Raw genomic sequence first — 21,958 nt, forward strand, 5'->3', positions numbered from 1 at the left:
ATACCAAAATTATTAGTACTTAAAATTGTTTCTCTAGATACCGTGGTCAAGCCACGGTATGACAATAATACTTATTATATTTTAACCTTGTTATTAAGATACATTAATATAAACAAAGCAGGCAAGGCTAAAATTATAGTAAAGATGAAAAACCCATCCCAACCAAGCATATTTACTAATTTACCAGCATAAATAGTGACAGTATTGTTACATAAACTACTTGCACTACTAAGTAAAGCATACTGCGTTGCAGAATATTTCTTATTACATAAATTACCAATATATCCGACTAAAGCAGTAGCACCCATAGCGGCAGCAAAATTCTCTATAGTAATAGCAATTAACAAAGCTTCAAAAGTAGGAGGTTGCTGATTAAGCCAAATAAATGCAAAATGCGTTAAACTTTGAGCAATACCGGTAATAATCAAACCTTTAAAATTCCCCACCCTATACATTACAATACCACCGGCAAAACCACCGACTAAGGTTGCAATCAATCCATAAAGTTTAGCGATTATTGCTATTTCACCTTTCGTATAACCAAGCTCTATATAAAACGGTGAAGCAACCGCTCCAAGCATAGCATCTCCTAATTTAAAAAATATTACCGCGAGTAAAATAGTTACAGCAAATTCTCTTGTAAAAAAATCTTTGAAAGGATTAATGACTGTATAAATCCATGAAGTAATAGAAGTAATATTAATGTTTTCTCTTACTAATTCTTTTTCATTTACTGTTATTATAAAAAGGACAGAAACAGCAAATATTATAGCTATAACAAAGAAAGTAAGTTGCCAATTATTTCCGGTTATTTCTGCAAGATATAAAGCACCTGCCCCTGTAATAAGCATACCGATGCGATAACCAAGTACGGCAGTTGCACCAGCTATGCCCTGCGTTTCCTGATCAAACTTATCTATACGCAATGCATCAACAGCAATATCGAAAGTACTAGATAAAAAGCCTAATACTATAGTTAACAAATATAAAGCAGTTAAAGAAACTTCAGGATTTTGTTTGCTCATAGCAATTAGCACTAAAGCCATTAAAGAGCTACATAATATAAGCCAACTTTTTCGATGCCCCCACCTACTTAAAAAAGGTATTTTAAAATTATCGACTAACGGTGACCAAAATACTTTTAACGAATATGATAACCTTGCAACTGCAAAAGTAGTAATAACAGCGATATCTATATCGGATTCTTTTAACCATACCGAAAGAGTAGAAAAAATTATAACTAGCGGCATACCGCTAACTATCCCTAAAATCAATATTTCAAATAATCGATAATCTTTAAAAATCTTGGTAATGAGCATTGTATTATCCTTTGTGTTGATGTCATTACCGCGTAGGCGGCAGGTGGAAATCCAGAAAAAAGTAAAGTAACCTTCATGATATTTATTAATTACTGGATTACCGCTTTTAGCTCAGAATGAAATGAAGCATTATTTAATAATAACTTAAGAAGTATAAACTATTTACTTTATAAATCAACTATTTTCTCTTAATTCTTTATTATATAACCTATAATACTCTTCCTTATTCTTAAGTAATTGTGTGTGAGTACCCTGCTCACAAATCTCACCGTTTTTCATGACAATAATATTATCAAGATCAGTAATACTGCTTAAACGATGTGTAATAATTAAAGTGGTTTTTCCTTGGCGTAATTTCTTTAAAGATTCTAGAATTTTCTTTTCGGAAGCTTGATCTAAGCTACTCGTTGCTTCATCCAAAATTAAAATAGGTGCATCTTTTAGGAAAGCTCTAGCAAGCGATAAACGCTGACGCTCACCGCCTGAAAGAGTCATCCCCTGCACTCCTATCATAGTATCGTAACCGTTCGGCAGATGCATAATAAACTCATGAGCATCGGCATATTTTGCTGCTCTAATTATTTTTTCTCTTGTAGTATCAGCTTGAGCATATGCTATATTTTCGGCAACTGTTGTATCAAATAAATGAGTATCTTGAGTAACTAAGGAAATCTGACCTCTAAGCGAAGTAAGCTTAATATCTTTAATATCATGATTATTAATTAAAACTCTTCCATCATTTGGATCATAGAAACGCACTAATAAATTACTAAGCGAAGTTTTACCGCTACCTGAACGCCCAACAAACGCAATCATTTTATGAGGTTCTAGCTTTAAATCTATATATTTTATAGCTATTTTACTTTCAAAACTTAAAGCTAATTTTTCAAAAGTAATCTGTGGATTATATAAATCTACTTCTTTAGCATCTTCACGATCTTTAATAAGAGGCTTGCTATCTAAAATATTAAATACTCTTTTAGCAGCTGCAATTCCTTCTTGCAAATTGACATTTAACGATACTAAGCTTTTAAACGGTCTATAAGCCGCTGCAAAAGAAGCCAAAAAAGCAAAAAGAGCACCGGGTGTACTTTTTCCATTAAGGACTAAATTACCTCCATACCATACCATCCCCCCGACTGCAAGACCGCTTAACCCCTCCATAATCGGCGAAACCATTGCATCTAACTTAGAAGCTTTCTTATAAAACTCTAAAATATTATTAACAATTAATGACGCTCTATTACTTTCTATTTTTTCACCAACAAAAGATTTTATAATCTTAATTGACTGAAATGTTTCATCAAGCCTAGAAGTATAATGTCCTAGCTCCTCTTGGGATTGTGATGATATTTTACGTATTATTCTTCCCATTTTTTGTACAGGATAAACAGCAAGCGGAAAAACAAAAAAAACTACGTAAGATAATATTGGTTCTAACTGAAACATCATCCCTATCAAAAATACTACCGTTAGGAAATGTTTAGCACACCCGACAAGCAAATTAGAAACAGCCCCACGCATCAAAGAAATATCATTAGTAACACGAGATATAAGACGCCCTGAAGATTGGTTTTGAATAAAAGCAATATCAGCAAATAATAAATGCTCATACATTTTCATCTGCAAATCGTTTAATACCCTCTGCCCTACAAATTTTATTAGATAATTCTGATAATATTCCGAAATCCCTTTTATAAAAAAAGTAATAGTCAGCACTATCGGCATCATTACAAGCATTTTCCTATCATGCGTTAAAAAAATCTTATCAATAATAGGTTGGACTGCATGAACTATAACAGCCGTACAAATTGCTGCAATAGACATACAAAATATCGCAAAATATATTTTACTTGCATAAGGTTTAACATGCTCTTTTATCAGCCTTGTTATAATGTAAACGGCTGTGTAACTATCATTTAAATTATTATTACTCATTATCGTTAAAAATATTAAATTGATTATGTGATTTATTCGGCACCGGCATTTTTAAATGTTCAAAAGCGGCAATCGTGATTACCCTACCTCTAGGTGTTCTTTGCAGTAAACCTATCTGTATAAGATAAGGTTCTATGGTTTCTTCAAGTGCATCACGCTGTTCAGACAAGGCGGCTGCAATCGTTTCAATTCCAACGGGACCGCCATTATAATTAGCCGCTATGAATTTTAAATAACGATAATCGTTGCTATCAAGCCCTATATGATCAACTTCCAAGCGATTTAAACCGAAATCAGCTATTTCTTTATCTACCACCGATTTACTGTCAACTACTGCAAAATCTCTTATACGACGAAGCAATCTTAATGCAATTCTTGGTGTTCCTCTACTTCTTTTAGCTATTTCCTCAGAACCAGATTCTGTTAAATCAATATCGAGTAATTTACTCGCTCTGTTTAAAACTTTCTTAAGCTCATCGTTATTATAAAAATTAAGCCTCATAGGAATGCCGAACCTATCACGTAAAGGATTACTAAGCAGTCCAAGCCTAGTGGTCGCTCCTATTAAAGTAAAGTGTGGCAAATTTATTTTCACCGATCTTGCGGCAGGTCCTTCACCAATAATTATATCAAGCTCAAAATCTTCCATAGCAGGATATAAAACCTCTTCAACTGAAGTATTTAAGCGGTGGATTTCATCGATAAATAATACGTCATTCTTTTCAAGATTGGTGAGAATAGCAGCAAGATCAGCTGCCTTAAGTATAGCAGGACCGGAAGTAGATTTAAAATTAACTCCGATTTCGTTAGAGACAATCTTAGCAAGCGTAGTCTTACCAAGTCCAGGTGGACCATAAAATAAAGTATGATCAAGATGTTCATTGCGCGATTTTGCAGCTTTAATAAATACCAAGAGATTTTCTTTAATTTGCTGCTGACCGACAAATTCTTGCAAATATGACGGCCTTATAGGCAATTCTTGATCATTTTCACTTTTTTCAGGTGATAATATATTAGTCATTATGTGCTTATAATTTAAATTCTGATATCATTCCAGCAATGACCGAACATTGTTACATGAATCCTATGTCAGTACAAACAATATAATGACTAATAATAGCTAAAAAATAGTTTTATGCTATATTTAATTTATAAATCTATATCTCATTATTACTATATCTCATTATTAAAGTACTCAATCTACATTTATTGGTCTTCATTTATGAATGTTATATCTGAAAATTGTAATAAGATGCTATACGCTTCATTATTTCTAGGGTGAAATAACCTGTTGCCGGATTTTTTACAATTCTGGTCATTTTAAAAAATACTTTTTTATATCATCATCTGTATTTTGGATTATAGCATCTAAATTGTCATAGTTTACTTTTAGTTCTTGTAAATACTCTTTACGAGGTAAATTGTGACATGATTTTAAATATTTACAAATTTCACTATTGCCAACTTCCGACTTCTTGTTATGAAAATCTTCTTAAGATCGGTTTTATTTCCTTTGCTGCCTCTTTTAATACTTTCTCCTATACATGTTTATTTTTTTCAAATTTGTAGCAGTAATTTCTCTAATATCTTTAGAGAATTGTTTTCTTGTTCTATTTCTTGTCCGAATATCCATTGTATTCTTGCTCAATTGAACAGCTAATAATTTTACTATTTCTTATTGAAGCTAATAACTGTTTTATTGACCATTTACTTATTTCTCTCGCTAAATAAAAACTTAATGAGATAGTGTAATCATGCCTTTCTAAAAAATAAGATATAGCTGCTACTCTATCTAAATAAATACCCTGCATATCTAAGCATAAATAGGCAAATCTCGAGAAAACTCTTTATAAAGAATCCAAGCACAGATTAAATATTATATCATGTCTCAACAAACTCTAGAGTTTGTTGTGTTTATTAATGGAAGTAGTTCTATTATATCTTGCTGTGTTAAACAATAATTTAATATAAGCTAATTAACTTTACTCTTGTTAAAAAAATTATTAAGACTATCTACTAACCTATCTGAATATGAGAAATAATTTTCTACATTAGCAAGATAGCAAACTTTTAAATTAGGTTTCCAAGAAATATTAGCTAAAAATGCCTTAAATTCAGAAGCTTTGATCCAAGTATCACTCCAATTAAATTAACTTCTTGAATAGTATTATTTTTAAAAGCCCCTAAAATAATTGCAAGTTTTTCATGATCTACCAAACTGCTATCTATTTTAATACTAGTAATACGACATTCACGATCTATTAAAAATAAAGATAATAATGAACATTTGTTAATTGCAAATAAACTTATAAATATTAAATTTTTAATATCAGTATCCTTTAAGATACTAAATAACTTATTTAAATTATCTGCTAAATACAACTTCATGTAATTATGTATATTAAGGTAGATAATCTCTAATTTTTCAAGAATATAACTATATTTTCCAAAAAAGTTTTTTATTCTAACATACCTTATGTTAATTTTTAGTTACTAAATTAGTATGAAATAAATGTTATCAACTAAAAAACTTAGAATTTCGATTTTTTAGGGCTGTTTTGATTAATTCATCAATAGAGATTTTAGGATTTTGAGTAATAATTCCTTGAACGACGTTTTGTGCTTCAAATCTGGAAAAACCAAGATTTATTAGAGCCTTCATTACTTCATTACTTGTGACGGGTGTGATATTCTTAATATTTAAGCTATCTTTAATAGCCGAGCTGCTTGATATTTTTGTTACTTTATCTTTCAGTTCTAATACTATACGTTCAGCAAGTTTAGCTCCGACTCCGGATATTGCTTTAAATATATTTTTATCTTCATTATTTACAGCAATTTGGATATCGTCAGGAGTCAGGTTTGATAAGATAGATAAAGCCATTCTAGTTCCTATACCGTTTACTGATTGTAGCAAATTAAAAAAGTTTTTCTCTTCTAGCGTCAGAAAACCATAAAGATGAATATGTTCCTCTCTAACATGGGTTTCAATAAATAGTTTATAAAACTCCCCTTCAACAAGTTTATCTAAAGTTTTACCTGAAGCATAGACCAAGTACCCTACTCCGTTTACATCAATTATAACATAATCATCACCTTGGGAATCAGCTTTACCACTTAATTTACCGATCATATCATTTTTTCTCTTTTTTCTTACTTTTACTATATATTAAAACTAGAGTTGGTAAAGCTGTAATAATTGCTGCTAAGATATAATGAATAACAAACGGTCTATCCATCATATGACACTGCCCATCATTTGGAATCGTTTTAGCTAACACCATATACGCAACTATTATAGTTACTACTATATACAGAACGGTAAAAAACAAATATTTTATAAAATTTTTCATTTTAATCTCCTGTGAATCCACTGTGTCCATGTCTCATACCGTGACTTGACCAGTTCTATGTCATCCTAGCTAACTTGAATCGCGGGATCCAGGAAATAAACATAAAAATCACTATAAGTTGTTTTCCTAAATACTATGATCAAGCCACGGCATAACACCAAATGTGTTTTTTAATCCATACAACAACTACGTAAACCTATAATAAGTCTAATTCTTAAGACCTTTACTTATGAAAAGTCTATACTCTAAACCATAAATTAAATCTCTACTAGCCCCGTGGCCATAGAAATATTTTTATGTACATTAATATAATCTTTTCTAGAAACCATTTCTCTATTAAATTAACCTTAGCAAATCCAATTCTAGATAAATGGTTACTTGCTTCATATGTTACATTATTACTATATAAATCAAATAAACCTGCCATTAATAATGATATTCGTTTGACAGGCAGAGCAAGAATATGCAAGCTCGACGCCTTTAAAAATACCTGCGCCACTTTCTGCTATTTTCCATTATCTGCTACTAATCCTTGCATTAATATCTCATGTGCTTTTCATAGCAATTGAAACTCAAAAGGATTAAATATTGTTAGATCATTATATAATTTTATAGCATTATTATAGAATATCTTTTTCAGGTGCAATTATACACTTGCTGTTTATTAAATCAGTTATCTACTCTATGCTTAAAGTATTACCTTCAATTGCTAAAGGAGAGTGGATAGTTTTAATTGGATTATTTTTGCGAAGTTTTATAGACTGAGAGTAAAGCTTGCTACCAGCTAAAATACCAAGCTCATAAGAAATATCTTGTGATAATCCCAAGATTTTATTAGTTATTTGCAAAGGCGGTTTATCACTCATATAATGATAGTATCTCACTGTCTATAAAGAAAATTTTCTTATGTCATGCCTACAAAAGAGTGAATCCATAAATGGGTGTCATACCTTGGCTTGACCATGTTATCTAGACAACAAACTTTTAATAGTCAATTTCTAGATCCTCCGATCAAGTCACGGGAGATCATATTAGAAGTTACAGGATTTCTGCTGTCGCAGGCATGACATAATTAGCTTTTTAAGATTACCTATCTTAATATCTTCTATCACTCCGCTTTTGCGGTTTTTAAATTCAACAATATTATTTGCGGCTTTTTTAGGACCGATTATAATTTGATAAGGTGAACCGATAAGATCATGTGTGGCAAATTTACTGCCAGGACGTACATCAGTGTCATCATATAACACTTCTATATTTTGAGCTGATAGCTCCTTATAAGCTCTTTCTGCAAGCTCCGTACATTTACTGTCATGAATATTTAAATTAATTAAAGAAACCTTGAAAGGAGCAACGCTAGAAGGCCATATAATACCTTTCTCATCACAATTTGCTTCTATAATAGCTGCAACTAATCTTGAAATACCTATACCATAAGAACTCATTTCTACAGGAGTTAGTTTACCATGCTCGTCATTAATAAGAGCATTCATATTAACCGAATATTTTGAGCCAATATAAAAAATATGCCCAACTTCTATCCCCTTACTACTCGTTATTTCTTGTTCAGATATAGGCAATTTATTTACATCATGTTTTTCCTCAGATGCTGCATACCAGCTTTTAATTTCCTCTACATCGATATCAGGATTATCTTTGAATATCTTAAATCTCTTATCATAATAAAGAGTGCTTTCACCGGTCTCAGCAATAATATGAAATTCATTGCTTAAATTTCCGCCGATCGGACCGTTATCGGCAATAACAGGAATAGCAAACACGCCTAAATCCCGGAAAGTATTAATATAAGTCTTAAACATTTGATTATAGGTCTTAACGGCATTTTCTTCGTTTATATCAAAAGAATAAGCATCTTTCATTAAAAACTCCCGTCCTCTCATAACACCAAAACGAGGTCTAATTTCATCACGAAATTTCCATTGAATATGATAAAGATTTTTTGGCAAATCCTTATATGACTTAATATTATGACGAAAAATATCTGTAATCATATCCTCATTAGTCGGCCCGAATAGTAAAGTATTATCGTGACGATCTTGAAATTTTAACATTTCCTTACCGTAATTCTCAAAACGCCCCGATTCCATCCATAAATGTGCCGGCTGAATGCAAGGCATTAGAACTTCCAAAGCTCCTGCTTTATTCATATTTGAGCGTACTATATTCTCGATATTCTTCAATATTTTTAGACCGAGTGGAAGCCATGTATATATACCGGCAGCTTGCTGCCTAATCATTCCACTTCTAAGCATTAATTTATGTGAAGTTATTTGAGCTTCACTTGGTTCTTCCTTTAAAACAGGTAAAAAATATTTTGATAATAACATAGAATTTTTTTAGTTTAATATATACGTATATTTTGTAGTTCTATGTCATGCCCACGAAAGCAGGAATGACATTATATTATACTTATATACTTATCTTGTAGCAGTCAGGTTCAGAAATTCATGGCGATACTTTTGTTGTTCGGCAAATATACCCGTATAATGCATAGTGTTCATAATGCTGTTATCTTGTATCACACCACGTATAGACATACAACTATGCAAGGCAGAAATCCTAACTGCTACGCCGAGTGGTTTTAAATTATCTTGTACACTTTCAGCAATTTGTACTGTCATTTTTTCTTGAATTTGTAGCCTTCTAGCAAAAACATTTACTATGCGTGCTAGCTTACTTATGCCAATAATACAATTATCAGGAATATAAGATATATGTACTGTACCATTAAAAGGTAACATATGATGTTCGCAGAAAGAGGTAAATCTTATGCCGTCCAGTGAGATAAAATCCTGAAAATTACAAGTATCATAAAATTTTGTACTTAATATTTCAGCTACATCTTTTTCATAACCGGAAAATATTTCCATATAGCTATTAATTACCCTATCAGGGGTTTTAAGTAGCCCTTCTCTATTTGGATCTTCACCAATAAATTTTAATAACGTTCTTACGGCTTCTTTAGCTTCTTCTCTAGACGGTTTTTCAAGTTTCATAAGCTTGTTTGTTTTTAAAAACATTGTTTTACCATAAAAATACACAAACATCAAGCCGCCTACTATGGCAATGAGAGCCATCCTACCCATTATTAAATAGCTTAGCAGATAACGGCATTACACTATTTGGATCTTTGCATAATCCTGTAACCACCGGCAAGTGCTAGCCTAATATGTGCAGAACCTGCAACCCCATAGGTTAGGAGGTAGATGTTATTTATTATGTAATTCCCGTGAGCTTGTAGTGGAAGCTCTGTGTCTAGATACCATAGTCAAGCCACGGTATGACATTGATAAGAGCCATTCAAACCCCATACCAACCAAACATAAAATATAAGCAATACCACCTAGATATTGCATATGATTTGTATAAAATTTTTTAAATGCTCCGTCAATAATGTCATAAGATATGTGACCGAAAATAATAAGAATACCAAAAATAAAATTTAAATAAAGTAAGAACAAATAGAATGTTTGAAATTTTAATTCTCTACCTATTAGCTCTTTAAATAAAATAACCAAGATAAATATTAATATTTGAGTATATATAAATTGTAGTAAATAACCTCCGCTCCAAAAAAGTAATTCATAATAAAATTCTATCTCAATTGGAATAATTTGGATTATGTTTTGCAAACTATTATAAGACCAACAAAAACAAACACAACTTAAGATAAACATTATAATAGTCGATAATATGGTAAAATTAACTAGACTACTTAAGTTCGTCCAATCAAAGAAATATAAAATATTTATAGCGTATAATAGCAGCGTAACGCCAAATAAGCTTAACCCTAAAATAAATACGATATTTTCAAGCATCGGTATATAATTATGCATGACCGGATTATGTCCTGCTATAGGAGAAACGGCTATAAGAATCGTGCTTAAGAAAGCAAGTTTAGGGTAGATGTTTGGGTTCAGTACAACTATGTCATTCCCACGAAAGCGAGAATCTAGTATATTTTTTCTAGATTCTCGCTTTCGTGGGAATGACAAAGACCAAATACTAGCAGTGATAGATAATAACCAAATCAATACCGACACATTAACATAAATCATTAAAGCCGATTTGAAAATATGAGGATTTGGGAAAAAACTTGATAATTGCGGGGTATGTAATATCACTAAAATAATTGAATATAAACTGGCAAACCCTAAGGATAAAACACCAAGTTTAAGCCAAGAGTTAGTTAAGCTATTATTTCGTAATTGAGTAATAGAATTCATGATTATAGCAAAATATTAAACAACTATAACAAATATCTCACCATATGATAGAGAATCAATATTTTTTATTTACTTTTATTTACTTTAAAAATTAACATAAGTTATTAATAAGTTAATTAAGAGTTAATAGTTAGATATGACTAACCACCTACGTATTGGCATCGGTATTTTAATCTTTAATAATAGAAATGAAATTTTTTATTATTATTAGGTAAACGTATTAATTCTCATGGCGAGTCTAGCTATGCACCTGCGGGTAGGGCTTTATGATTTGGGGAAACATTTGAAGAATATGGATTTAGACGAAACAAATCTAATCATTGAAAACCCAAAGTTTATAGCTGTGACCTAACGACATCTTTGAAAAAGAACAAAAGCATGATGTCTTGATTTTCTTCAAAGCTCATTGTTTAAATAAACATGAATTATAGAATCTAGAAACTCATAATAAGGTAGAAATATGGCAGTGGTTTGCTCTTAATAATTTACACTATAACCTTTTGCTGCCTCTAAAAAAACTGATTGAGAAAAATGTCATTTATAAAAGAAATTATTGATTAACTGAACTTCTCAGATTTTTAAAAAAATTAGTAGCTGCAATTTGAGCGATATTTTTTCTTTTTCTACTTCAGCAACAGTAGATTTTTTAACAAAACTATCCTGTATTTCTTGTTCTTCTTCTATCAAATTTGTATTTTTTCATAATCAAATCTTAGTTTAGCAATATCATTCTAACTTAGCAATATTGATAAATGATCATCTTATTTAAATAATATAAATTTTATTGTTATAGGGATTTAGTGGTGGGTTTGAGAAGACTTGAACTTCCGACCTCACGCTTATCAGGCGTGTGCTCTAACCACCTGAGCTACAAACCCACAATTCAAGAATATCATGGATGTGGTGAGCTCGCCGGGATTCGAACCCGGGACCCTTTGATTAAAAGTCAAATGCTCTACCGACTGAGCTACGAGCTCTTCAATATAAATATATTCAAAAATTATGTTTTACTTTATCGCTGAAAAAGGCTAATCTGTCAACAATTATTTTATCATGACTAATCTAAATATGGATAATTTGAGAACTCTAAGTCATTGCAAGGAAATTTACACTAGTAAATTGACGCAGCAATCTAGTTAATATTTTTTATTTTTTTCTGGATTTCCACAATCCTTTTAGTTACTTGCAATAACGATATTTATTTAATTAAATGTAGTAAATGTATGAAGCATTCAGATGTTGCTGTAATTATTCCATCAAGGTTAAGTTCCACTAGGCTCAAACAAAAACCTTTACAGCTTATAGGTTCTATAACTTTAATAGAGAGAGTATTTAAACAAGTAAGTCAGGCTAACCTTGAACATACATACGTTACAACTGACTCAGAAGAGATAGCAAAAATTATTAAAAAAGTCGGAGGGAAAGTAATATTCACGAATAGTAATATTCCAACTGGTACTGATCGTACTTATGAAGCTTTTAAATTAATTCCAAATAATCAAAATATTAATTACATAGTTAACGTACAGGGAGATATGCCGTTCATTGAACCTAGCTCTATTTTAAAAATTATAGAATATTTAAAAAACAGCGAATATGATATTGTTACACCGGTAGTAAAAGTAGATAAGGAATCAGTGGAAGCTGCTAGTAATGTTACCGTAGCCGTTAACTCGGCGGGGAAAGCATTGTATTTTTCGCGTAGTCTTATTCCAAATGGTGCAGAAGAATTTTTATATCATGTAGGCATCTATGGTTTTTGCAAAAGTGCTTTAGAAAAATTTATATCTATTAAGCCTACTTTTCTAGAAAAAACAGAACGTTTAGAACAACTACGTATTCTTGAAAACAATATAGCTATAGGCACATGTCTAGTTAATAATGTTCCTATTTCCGTGGATACGGAAGAAGATTTACAAAAAGCAATAAAATTTTATGAAAATATTAGTAAACTATGACACAAATAGTGAATTAATACACCATGCAATAAATATTGAATATAAAAAGCAAAAGCCAGCTTCCACCTTTAATTATATAAATAATATTTTGAAATCGGGATTTAGAACCGCTTCAAATTCCAATTTCTACAACTTAAATCAATAGCAAATTACCTATAGTAATTTTGCTATTAGCAATAAACCAGGTTTGTAATAAATAACGATATTGATTTATGGTAAGTATCATTTTTGTTAACGGTGGCATTGTTTCATCACTCGGTAAAAGGTCTAACCGCTGTATCTCTTGCTATATGCTATTGCAAGCAAAAGGTTTTAGAGTAAGTGTACGAAAACTAGACCATTATCTTAATGTAGAACGGAGAAGTATATGTCGGATGACGGAGCAAAAACCGATCTAGAGCTTGGACACTATCAACGTTTTACCAGAGTTTCAGCATACAAATTTGATAGCATCACAACAAGTACTATATATTCAAGATTACTTCAAGATGAACCTTTACGAAATTACACCGGCGTTACCATTCAAGTCATCCCGCATGTTACGAATATAATAAAAGATTTTTCAAACACCAAGGATTTGGATTTTGTTATTTACGAAATAGGTGGTACAGTCCGGCAATATTAAAGGTGTACTGTTTTTTGAAGCTATAAGGCAAATCGGTAACAAATTAAAAAGTGAGCATTGTTTATTTATTCATTTAATATTATTACCGTATGTTAAAAGCGCTTGTGAACTATAAAAACAAAACCTTACCCAACACTCAGTTAAAGGATTATGTGCTATAAGGTATTGCACCTAATATATCGTGTGTCGTGTAGAACATAACATTTCAAAACATAAAATAGATAAAATAGCTTTATTTTGTAATTATAGAGTCTGAGTATGTTAATAGATCAAAAAATATATATTTAGTATCGATTACATATCACAAGTCAGATCTTAACAATAAAGTATTAAAATTTTTTAATCTTAATATTACAACGTCTAAATTAGATAAATGGCATGATATAATTGATAGACTAAAAGATTCTAGCTCTAAGATCGCTATTAATAACTAACATATCATAAATTAAAAGACGTTTATAAATCAGTAATCGAAGCACTGTACCGTGCCGGTATTTATTACAAATACAAAATTGATTTAGTATCGATAAACATCGAAAATCTAACCGAAGAGAATATTAATAAAAAATTATTAGGTATAGACAAACATTTTAGTCCCTGGAGGAGTTGGAGAGCGGGCCACTGAAGAAAAAATTATAGCAATAAAATATGCTCGTACTAATAATATTCTTTTGTAGAATATATTTCGGTATGCCACTTGCGACGATTGAAATAGCTCATAATTTAATTGGTATTACTGTATCAGAAGAGTTTAAAATAGCAGGCACAAAGATTATTGAAAAAATATGTAAGAATGATGCAAATTTAATAAACTCAAAAATAACAATTAATGTAAAACAGACTATACGTCTCGGCTCTTATCCTTGTAGTTTGATCGCGAGTACCATTGCAGCTAATGCTTATAAAAGCCTTGAAATAAATGAACAACATCATCATAGATACAAATTATAATTAATGAATTGCAAAATTTTTTTGAAAAAACGGGATAAAATTTAGCGGTTTTGTAAAGATGAAGAGATTATAGAAATAATTGAACTACTATCACTGCACTGGTTTATAGGAGTACAATTTCATCAAGACTTTAAATCTAAACTTTTTGAAGCTCATCCTTTATTTACTGAGTTTGTTAAGGATACAATTGAGTATAATAAATATGCAAAAAGTAATCAACAATATAGAGTACTATAAAAAACCTTGACATAATTTTTGTTATAGTTTAGGTTGCATAAAAATAAGCTCATGTGTAAATTAATGGATGCCTTAGATTCGAACTTCACAATTTGGAACAAAGCTAGAAACAGTAAATATAGGCATATAGTATGGCCGATTAGATCGTATGAATTAACCAAATTCATTCCAATGGCTTTATTAATGTTTTTTATTCTACTTAATCAAAACTTAGTTCGTAGCATTAAAGACAGTTTTGTTGTTACCTTAATTAGCTCAGAAGTATTGAGTTTTATCAAACTTTGGGGTGAAATGCCTATGGGCGTTTTATTTGTTATTCTTTACTCTAAACTTTGTAATCTTATGACAACAGAGCACGTTTTTAGAATAATTACTGGTACTTTTTTATTTTTCTTCACAATTTTTGGTTTTATTTTATTTCCGCATAGAGATTTTTTTCATCCCGATCCGGAATTAGTCAAACATTATATAATCATTCTTCCTCATTTAAAATGGTTTTTAATCATGTGGGGGCAGTGGAGTTTAGTATTATTTTATATTATGGGAGAGTTGTGGCCGGTTATAGTATTTACCCTTTTATATTGGCAGCTTGCGAATAAAATTACTAAAGTTGAAGAAGCACCAAGATTTTATTCGTTTTTTACTTTATTCGGACAAACTAATTTACTTATCTCAGGAACCGTAATTATTTATTTTGCTAAGAGCAATCATTTCTTACTTCCTTTATTTTCCCATCTAAACGATACAAATGAGATTCTTTTAAAATCATTTATTACAGTTATTTTAATATCAGGATTAATTTGTTTAGCTCTTCATAAATTTATTGATAAATCAGTGGTAGAAGCTGACAAAAATGTTAAATTTAAAAATCAAAGAACGGATATACTAAAATTAAGCTTAGTCGAAAGTGCAAAAGTAATATTCACTTCTAGATATCTTGGTTTTATTTATCTTATTGTAATGTCTTATTCTATAAGTATTAGTCTAATAGAAGGATTATGGATGTCAAAAGTAAAACAACTCTATCCTGCTACAAAAGATTTTATATCTTATCACGGTGAAGTATTGTTTTGGACGGGAGTAATCACGTTAGTTAGTGCATTTTTAGGAAGTAGTTTAATTAGAATATGCGGCTGGTTTTGGGGAGCTATCATAACACCGATTATGATGTTTGGAGCAGGCGTTATGTTTTTTTCATTTACAGTTTTTGAAAATCACCTAGTAAATGTTGCAAATACTCTTGGTTATAGTTCACCGCTTGTCATTATAGTTTTTATCGGCGGACTTTGGCATGTACTTTCTAAATCCGTCAAATATTCACTTTTCGATGCTACTAAAGAAATGGTATATATTCCACTCGATAGTGAAATAAAGACCAAAGGTAAAGCTGCTGTTGATGTTATGGGTACTAAAATCGGCAAATCAATAGGTGCTATTATTCAATTCATATCCTTTAGTATTTTTCCGCATGCCGTGCATAACGACATAACCGGTTTATTGATGTTTAGCTTTATTATCGTATGTTTATTATGGCTATACAGTGTGAAAGTGTTATCGAAACACTATAATAATCTCATTAAACGCTAAAACTTTTTTAAAATAATATCCTTTCAAAAAATCTTTTCTCTCATAAAGTTTTATAAGTATAGTAAATAGGTATATTAATATTGTAGAGGGAGTAATGAAAAAAAATCCAAAAATCTCATTAATAGGTAGCGGTAACATAGGTGGTACGCTTGCTCACTTAATTAGCATTAAAGAACTCGGTGATATCGTGTTATTTGACGTGGCTGAAGGAGTGCCGCAAGGAAAAGCACTTGATCTTATGCAAGCCGGGACGATGTTAGGCTCTGATATAAAAATAAAAGGAAGTAACAACTATAAAGATATTGAAGGGTCTGATGCAATAATTATTACTGCCGGTTTACCAAGAAAACCAGGAATGAGTAGAGACGATCTCATTAGCGTTAATACCAAAATCATGAAAGACGTAGCACAAAATATAAAAAAATATGCTCCGAGTGCTTTTGTAATAGTAATTACTAATCCTCTTGATGTTATGGTATATGTCATACTTAAAGAAAGCGGGTTACCTCATAATAAAGTAATCGGTATGGCAGGGGTACTTGACTCATCAAGATTTAATCTTTTTCTTGCCGAAGAGTTTAAAGTTTCAGTAAACAGTGTTAATAGTATAGTTCTCGGTGGTCATGGTGAGGCAATGGTACCTCTTGCTAGGTATTCCACAGTATCAGGTATACCGATACCTGACTTGATAAAAATGGGCTTATCAAGTAATGAAAATATTGAAAAAATAATTGATCGTACTAGAAACGGCGGTGGTGAGATTGTGGCATTACTTAAAACAGGTTCTGCGTATTATGCCCCCGCAACCTCAGCAATAGAAATGCTTGAATCATATTTAAAAGATAAACGTCAAATTCTCACTTGTGCTGCTTATTTACAAGGCGAGTACGGCATACATGATTTATATGTCGGAGTGCCTATTATTATTGGTACAGAAGGCGTCCTAAATGTAATAGAACTACAGTTAACTAAAGAAGAAAAAGCATTATTTGACAAATCGGTCGAGGGAGTTAGAAAACTAATTGAGATGGTGAAATAAATGATAAGATTATATTTTTTTAATTGCAGCACAAATGTAACAAAATTTAAAATATTGAATTAATATTAATTATTAGTATTATTAGTTTAACATAAATGCAGTTTAGTTTATTTTTATTATTAGAGAAAAATTATGAAACGCAAAAATGAATGAGACCAGCTAATAAGAAATCTTTATTTAATAAAAAATACTAATTTAAGTAATCTTTTAGAAAAAGATAAACTAGCTATAACACAATAACTAATTTTATAGAAGCTCTAATAAATAAAATAGACCCTAGAAAACCAGGACCGTATATTTCTCAGCAACAAGCTAATTTCAAAGTAGCAAATGATAAAAGTATACAAGGTGCTAAGAAAGAAATTTATTTAAAAAACCTACCTATTAGTATTGGTAAAGTTGAAGGCTTTAAGGAAAATGCAAAAGGTATAAAAACAAAGGCTCAACTCAAAGTACTGATATCCCCCTCAGATTTTTTAGAATTATTAAGACTAAGTAATTCATTACCGGTCACTAATGAGCAAAACCTAAAAATAAACGGTAATATTAATCTATTGCAATTGATGAAGAAATTGTTCAGAAAGTAAGGAAAAAAAGCTTAAAGATACACAAGTACTTACCTCACAAAAAAACGAGCAAGCTATAACACACGGTCAACAAAAAGTAGAGCTTAACCTTAAAGAGAAATAATAAAGTTAAGAGAAGAAGTGCAAGAAACAATCAAAAATCCGACTAAGAACGAAGAATTTAATAAGACATCAAAAGAAATTTTAGATTTGATTAATAATATCAACTCTAATCAACCATCTAGATTGCAGGCAACTAGAAATAAAATCCTTAGTGCTGGAGGAAGTCCAAATACTAAAAATACCAAAATAAATGAATTTTTTCTTGAACAACACGAATGGGATAAATTTTAAGAATTAATAGAAAGATTACAAAAAAAAGAGCCTAGAGAAAAATTAGATGAAATGACAAATTTTGATGATGGGATTAATTCATTAGATAAAAATATCATTCTAGAATCAATGCAAACGACACAAAAAGTGTAACAAGCTTCCAATCAAACAGTACAAGAGATTATAAGAAGTAAATTTTTATACCTTGATAATACTTAGAATTTTTCAAACGGTTTACAAAATTTATTCGAGAAATTCAAAAATAAAGAAGAAAAAGGAGGAAAAGAATTTATAGAAGCTGCTAAGAATATACTTAGCAGAAGTATCTCAGTAAATCAAAATTACTTCCGTAATACAGATAAATTCAAGCGAATTAGATTTGCAATATAAGATGTTGCTAATAGATCATGCAGATAATATCTCGCAAAATATAAAGGAGACACTAGTCTTATATGCCGGGAGTAATAACAATAACAAGATTGATATATTATCTGAAGAATTAGCAAAGAAATTTAAAAATATATCAAATTTAATCAAACAAAATGAATCGGTACTACAAAGAGGAACAGGTAAATATTCTCCTGCTTTAAAAACTATACTGGAAGCTGCTATACCTAGTTGTCACCAGCAATAAGTACATTCCTCAACAGAACTTTTTACAAAACTATAAAATGCATTTAATGAACTAGAACAATTCACTAATAAAACATTAATAGATGCCGGCAAAGCTTATAAACAATAGACAAATATTAATTCTAAATCTCATACCGTTTCTAGCTCTTCTTCTATTGATTTGGAAATATCAAGTGCAATACAAGGAGAATTGTCTACCACATTTGGAAAAAGCAGCTCTACTAATTTAATTGAAGCTCTTGATTTAGCACAACCACAAATTTTATCAAATTCAAATACAGCAAAAGATAAGTTAACAGCAACAAAAGAACTACAAAAATTGATTCAACAGAAAGAAGTAAAAAATGAAAAGCTTACTCATTATCTATAAGAAGAAATAGATAATATTTATAAGACAATAGGTATACTTGAAGAAATTAAGGAACATGAAAAGAGTGAAAATTTATGTGATCCTCGCATGTTAAATAAAAATTATTATAAGCTAACTGATCTACATGAGGAACATAGAACACATACTTTACGAGACGACACAAGTTTAGATATAAGGGATATAACTATTTAAAATGGGATGATGAGTGCATGCCATTTCCTATCCAAAAATCTTATGGTGCTGGAAATGTTTTAGGTAGGTTAAAAGAGGCTGTAGATGATTATATATCTGAGCTACAAAATGAAAAGCTATCTAAAGAAAAGAAACGTCTCCGAAACAGGTTAATATAGACATGTATTACCTAAAATACGTAACTTATTTAATGATGAACTTTCTAAAACATCTCCAAAGCATATTTGGCAATCAACCCAAGATCAACCTAAAATATCTACAGGAGCAGTTACCGGTGTAAAAGATATAATAGCAAGATTTGAAAAAGGCTCTAATAGCAAAATAACAAGATACTGGACATCAACCCAGAGGCATGGGATAAATTAATTGGGAAGAAGAAAAACAGAAAGGTAGAAGGAAAGAGCATGAACTAATAAGACCTCGTACAAAATTTGTAATAGAACATTTCTAATCATACTCAATCTAAAGATAATGCACCTAAAAAACAAATTAAGACTTATATAGAAGTGAGTGAAGATATAAATATAAAAGAAAATAATACAAAAAACTTAAAAGATAAATTTGAAAAATCAGCAAAAGAAGCGAAACAAATTGGCACACAGGCACAGCAAAGATCTAAGTTTTTAAGTAATTCTAGCATAAAACCTACAGTTCAGAATAAAAACGGAAGAATTATCTAATCTTTATTGAATAGCGGATTATATGATAATGCGCTATTTGCGTTTACATAAAACTAATACTGTACTAATTAATATCATAAGCAAAAATATGATAAAACTTAAAGTTAGAGGTAGCGACTTAAAGTTTTTCCACAACAACATACTAAAGAAAGGAGTACTTGAGGATAGAATAATACCTCCAAGAGAATGTGATAGACTATAAAGTCTCATTTTAACATTAGTCTTAAACAGGGATTGAATAATAATTTGTAGCGGTACTGCATAAAATGCTGCAAGCCCTATTAATATAACAGGACAGAGCAGATTAAATATTTTTTTGTATAACATTATTTGCATCCATAAAGCAACAATAATGCTAGCAAATAAAGCCCATATAATCTGTTTTAAAGGGTTTATTTTATCGGCAAGTAGTCCTGCAAATAATGCAGATATCCCATAGGTAGTAGTAAGAGCTATATTCATAAACCTTATTTCAGGATGATTTATAAAAGTTATTTTGGCTAAAAAAACTCCCAAGAAAATTACTAAAAAGTGATACATGCCTCCAATAGCACCATTTATTAGTAATGCTATTATAAAAGAGAATAAATTATCTTTTATAATTTTTATTTGCTGCATACAGCTAAATTCAAAAAGCTTAAGACAAGATGAATTTAAGGACGAGTCTACACAATGTGCATTAGTACGTGAATACCGAGGAGTTCCACAAAATGCACTTGTATCAAACTTTTTGAATGACACTGAATTTTTATAATATAAAAATTCAATACTTTCTTTAAAAAAATTTTTCATCAAAATAGCAAATAAACCGAATATTGCACCGATAAAGAAATTAAAACGCCATAAATACTCGATACTAGAATTACTAGCGTAATAATAAGCTATAGACGCAAGTAATGCACCTATTTGACCACAACATGAAACTATCCCTATGTTTAAATTTTTTCGGTTATATCCTGTTTTTTCAGCTACATAAACCTTTATTCCATCAATTTCTCCAGCAAGACTTACTAAAAAAACCATTCGGCACAATGTTAGTATTACTGTAGCAAAAATCCCTATCATCTCAAAGGAAGGGGTAATAGCAATTAATCCGGTAGAAATGCTACTTATGAACATCGATATCTTAATAGATTTAGTACGCCCGTATTTATCTCCGATAAATCCAAAAATTAAAGACCCTAAAGGTCGTACTATAACGGCTGCACTAAGAACTGCAAAAAAACCGAGTAGTTGTTTATCATGCTCTATACTAGGCAAAAAATTTTGCGCAAGTATACTAGCTGATAAACTGAACAGAGCATAATCATAATAACGAATAATTGTTGTAAAAAATGCAACTAAAAAAGCTGAATTAGACATATAATATTTTATTTTGGTGACAACATCATATGACACCAACTATTTAGTTTCAATATAAAAATCTTTTATTGATTTTACTACTGTAGTTTTAATTATAATTCAGTATCATCTAGCTGCTTGACCACGGTATACACAAAAAACAACCGAAGGTACTAATAATTTTAGTATTTTTAAATCCCACTACAAGCTCAACTTTATTGCATGGATCGGTAAATGCTCTCTTTATATGGCATGTAGAAATGACATATTTAAAGAGCCCATGAATTCTTGAAAAAAATATAACCTTTTTAAAACCCTAGGATAATAATTATACTCCTCTGCTTATAGACTCTATTTTTTTCTTTGTACCTTTTAAAGCTTTTGCTAGTTCTTCTCTATGCTTATCCCATCTTGAATGCATTTGTTTACCAATATCTTCTGCCTCTTTTGTTATAGTCTTTGGAATTAGGTGGATGTGGGAGATAAGTTTTACCGCTGCTAATGCTCCTTGTTGCTATAAATCTACAGCTGTCGGTTCTCCTTTTGTAGGAGTTAAGGTTTATTTTTATTATCAATTTCTCTATCTGAA

At 30.7% G+C, this 21,958-nt stretch carries 19 protein-coding genes, 2 tRNA genes and 5 pseudogenes; 11 read left to right on the forward strand and 15 right to left on the reverse strand.

All coding sequences use genetic code 11. The features are described 5' to 3' along the window. Positions 1-74 precede the first annotated feature (74 nt). From A1E_RS03090 to A1E_RS03145, 12 genes and pseudogenes are all read right to left on the reverse strand, one after another. On the reverse strand, positions 75-1,319 hold the full coding sequence (locus tag A1E_RS03090) for an AmpG family muropeptide MFS transporter (RefSeq protein WP_012148820.1): 1,245 nt from the start codon (positions 1,317-1,319) through the stop codon (positions 75-77). 174 nt (positions 1,320-1,493) lie between these two features. Then, positions 1,494-3,257 carry an ABC transporter ATP-binding protein gene (locus tag A1E_RS03095; protein ID WP_012148821.1) on the reverse strand — a complete coding sequence of 588 codons (1,764 nt, stop codon included), beginning with the start codon at positions 3,255-3,257 and terminating at the stop codon, positions 1,494-1,496. Further along, entirely contained in the window at positions 3,250-4,278 is a 1,029-nt protein-coding gene (ruvB, locus tag A1E_RS03100) for a Holliday junction branch migration DNA helicase RuvB (RefSeq protein WP_012148822.1), read from the reverse strand. The genes A1E_RS03095 and ruvB overlap by 8 nt, the downstream gene beginning before the upstream one ends. Positions 4,279-4,867: 589 nt before the next feature. Then, positions 4,868-5,068 carry a hypothetical protein gene (locus tag A1E_RS03105; protein ID WP_012148823.1) on the reverse strand — a complete coding sequence of 67 codons (201 nt, stop codon included), beginning with the start codon at positions 5,066-5,068 and terminating at the stop codon, positions 4,868-4,870. Between the two features lie 286 nt (positions 5,069-5,354). After that, a complete protein-coding gene (locus A1E_RS03110) occupies positions 5,355-5,645 on the reverse strand; it encodes a hypothetical protein (RefSeq protein WP_012148824.1) in 291 nt (96 codons plus the stop codon). A gap of 130 nt (positions 5,646-5,775) precedes the next feature. Then, complete coding sequence (gene ruvA / locus A1E_RS03115; RefSeq protein ID WP_012148825.1) at positions 5,776-6,390, reverse strand: Holliday junction branch migration protein RuvA; 615 nt, start codon at positions 6,388-6,390, stop codon at positions 5,776-5,778. Position 6,391: 1 nt separating this feature from the next. Next, positions 6,392-6,610 carry a hypothetical protein gene (locus A1E_RS03120; protein ID WP_041405282.1) on the reverse strand — a complete coding sequence of 73 codons (219 nt, stop codon included), beginning with the start codon at positions 6,608-6,610 and terminating at the stop codon, positions 6,392-6,394. Positions 6,611-6,817: 207 nt separating this feature from the next. Continuing rightward, positions 6,818-7,476, reverse strand: a pseudogene (locus A1E_RS06880) (hypothetical protein). 165 nt (positions 7,477-7,641) lie between these two features. Further along, positions 7,642-8,958, reverse strand: a complete 1,317-nt coding sequence (proS, locus tag A1E_RS03135; RefSeq protein ID WP_012148829.1) for a proline--tRNA ligase — start codon at positions 8,956-8,958, stop codon at positions 7,642-7,644. A 90-nt stretch (positions 8,959-9,048) separates the two neighbouring features. Beyond that, a complete protein-coding gene (gene folE / locus A1E_RS03140) occupies positions 9,049-9,627 on the reverse strand; it encodes a GTP cyclohydrolase I FolE (RefSeq protein WP_041405283.1) in 579 nt (192 codons plus the stop codon). Then, positions 9,628-9,851 (reverse strand): annotated as a pseudogene (locus tag A1E_RS07475) (hypothetical protein); the annotation flags it as partial. 79 nt (positions 9,852-9,930) lie between these two features. After that, positions 9,931-10,857, reverse strand: a pseudogene (locus tag A1E_RS03145) (hypothetical protein); the annotation flags it as partial. A gap of 136 nt (positions 10,858-10,993) precedes the next feature. Between A1E_RS03145 and A1E_RS07300 the strand changes: the two are divergent. Then, positions 10,994-11,288 (forward strand): annotated as a pseudogene (locus tag A1E_RS07300) (nucleotide triphosphate diphosphatase NUDT15). Between the two features lie 370 nt (positions 11,289-11,658). Here A1E_RS07300 and A1E_RS03150 read toward each other — a convergent pair. Next, a tRNA-Ile gene (locus A1E_RS03150) sits at positions 11,659-11,735 on the reverse strand. A gap of 23 nt (positions 11,736-11,758) precedes the next feature. After that, positions 11,759-11,834 (reverse strand) — tRNA-Lys (locus A1E_RS03155). 246 nt (positions 11,835-12,080) lie between these two features. On the opposite strand from A1E_RS03155, the gene A1E_RS03160 reads away from it, so the two are divergent. From A1E_RS03160 to A1E_RS06225, 10 genes and pseudogenes are all read left to right on the forward strand, one after another. Continuing rightward, positions 12,081-12,815: a 3-deoxy-manno-octulosonate cytidylyltransferase gene (locus A1E_RS03160; RefSeq protein ID WP_012148833.1), complete on the forward strand. Its 735-nt coding sequence runs from the start codon at positions 12,081-12,083 to the stop codon at positions 12,813-12,815. A gap of 212 nt (positions 12,816-13,027) precedes the next feature. Continuing rightward, positions 13,028-14,628 (forward strand): annotated as a pseudogene (locus A1E_RS03165) (CTP synthase). A gap of 63 nt (positions 14,629-14,691) precedes the next feature. Continuing rightward, the gene (gene tlc2, locus A1E_RS03170; protein ID WP_012148835.1) at positions 14,692-16,215 is read left to right on the forward strand and encodes a nucleotide exchange transporter Tlc2; all 1,524 of its coding nucleotides are present in this window, start codon (positions 14,692-14,694) and stop codon (positions 16,213-16,215) included. Between the two features lie 94 nt (positions 16,216-16,309). Further along, a complete protein-coding gene (mdh, locus tag A1E_RS03175) occupies positions 16,310-17,254 on the forward strand; it encodes a malate dehydrogenase (RefSeq protein ID WP_012148836.1) in 945 nt (314 codons plus the stop codon). Positions 17,255-17,712: 458 nt separating this feature from the next. Beyond that, positions 17,713-17,841: a hypothetical protein gene (locus tag A1E_RS07305; protein WP_330932950.1), complete on the forward strand. Its 129-nt coding sequence runs from the start codon at positions 17,713-17,715 to the stop codon at positions 17,839-17,841. Between the two features lie 120 nt (positions 17,842-17,961). Beyond that, a complete protein-coding gene (locus A1E_RS03180; RefSeq protein WP_012148837.1) occupies positions 17,962-18,174 on the forward strand; it encodes a hypothetical protein in 213 nt (70 codons plus the stop codon). 370 nt (positions 18,175-18,544) lie between these two features. Continuing rightward, complete coding sequence (locus A1E_RS06540) at positions 18,545-18,787, forward strand: hypothetical protein (protein ID WP_012148838.1); 243 nt, start codon at positions 18,545-18,547, stop codon at positions 18,785-18,787. Positions 18,788-18,976: 189 nt separating this feature from the next. Next, positions 18,977-19,156: a hypothetical protein gene (locus A1E_RS03190; RefSeq protein ID WP_196792436.1), complete on the forward strand. Its 180-nt coding sequence runs from the start codon at positions 18,977-18,979 to the stop codon at positions 19,154-19,156. Between the two features lie 209 nt (positions 19,157-19,365). Beyond that, a complete protein-coding gene (locus A1E_RS06545; RefSeq protein WP_012148841.1) occupies positions 19,366-19,506 on the forward strand; it encodes a hypothetical protein in 141 nt (46 codons plus the stop codon). A gap of 348 nt (positions 19,507-19,854) precedes the next feature. Then, a complete protein-coding gene (locus tag A1E_RS06225; protein ID WP_012148842.1) occupies positions 19,855-20,028 on the forward strand; it encodes a hypothetical protein in 174 nt (57 codons plus the stop codon). Positions 20,029-20,061: 33 nt separating this feature from the next. Here A1E_RS06225 and A1E_RS03200 read toward each other — a convergent pair whose 3' ends face one another. Beyond that, positions 20,062-21,390 (reverse strand): MFS transporter, encoded by a 1,329-nt coding sequence (locus tag A1E_RS03200; RefSeq protein ID WP_012148843.1) that lies wholly within the window; start codon positions 21,388-21,390, stop codon positions 20,062-20,064. Between the last annotated feature and the right edge of the window lie 568 nt (positions 21,391-21,958).

Origin of the sequence: Rickettsia canadensis str. McKiel (genome assembly GCF_000014345.1) — a bacterium.
GTDB lineage: Bacteria > Pseudomonadota > Alphaproteobacteria > Rickettsiales > Rickettsiaceae > Rickettsia > Rickettsia canadensis.